1 protein-coding gene is annotated in these 244 nt (G+C 69.7%); it reads right to left on the minus strand.

Features of this window, described 5'->3' with window-relative positions:
- On the minus strand, positions 1–244 hold a 244-nt coding region (locus PCS43_RS33340), incomplete at both ends, for a Tn3 family transposase (RefSeq protein WP_270923254.1).

Below are 244 nucleotides of genomic sequence, written 5' to 3' on the forward strand. Positions count from 1 at the left end.
GAGCCGGTTGAAGAAGATGGCGCGGGCGAGCGCGTTGCGGGCCTCGCCCTTGTTGAGGATGCTGCCGGTGCGGCGCCGCTGGTCGGGATCGTCGAACCAGTCGAGCATGAACAGTGTGCGCTCGATCCGTCCAATCTCGCGCAGGGCGCGGGCGACCGGGTTCTGACGCGGGAAACCCGCCAGCTTGCGCAGCATGACCGAGGCGCTGACGGTGCCGGCACGGATCGAGGCGGCAAGGCGCAGG

Origin of the sequence: Rhodococcus sp. C-2, from assembly GCF_027854095.1 — a bacterium.
In the GTDB taxonomy this organism is placed as follows: Bacteria; Actinomycetota; Actinomycetes; order Mycobacteriales; family Mycobacteriaceae; genus Rhodococcus_F; species Rhodococcus_F qingshengii.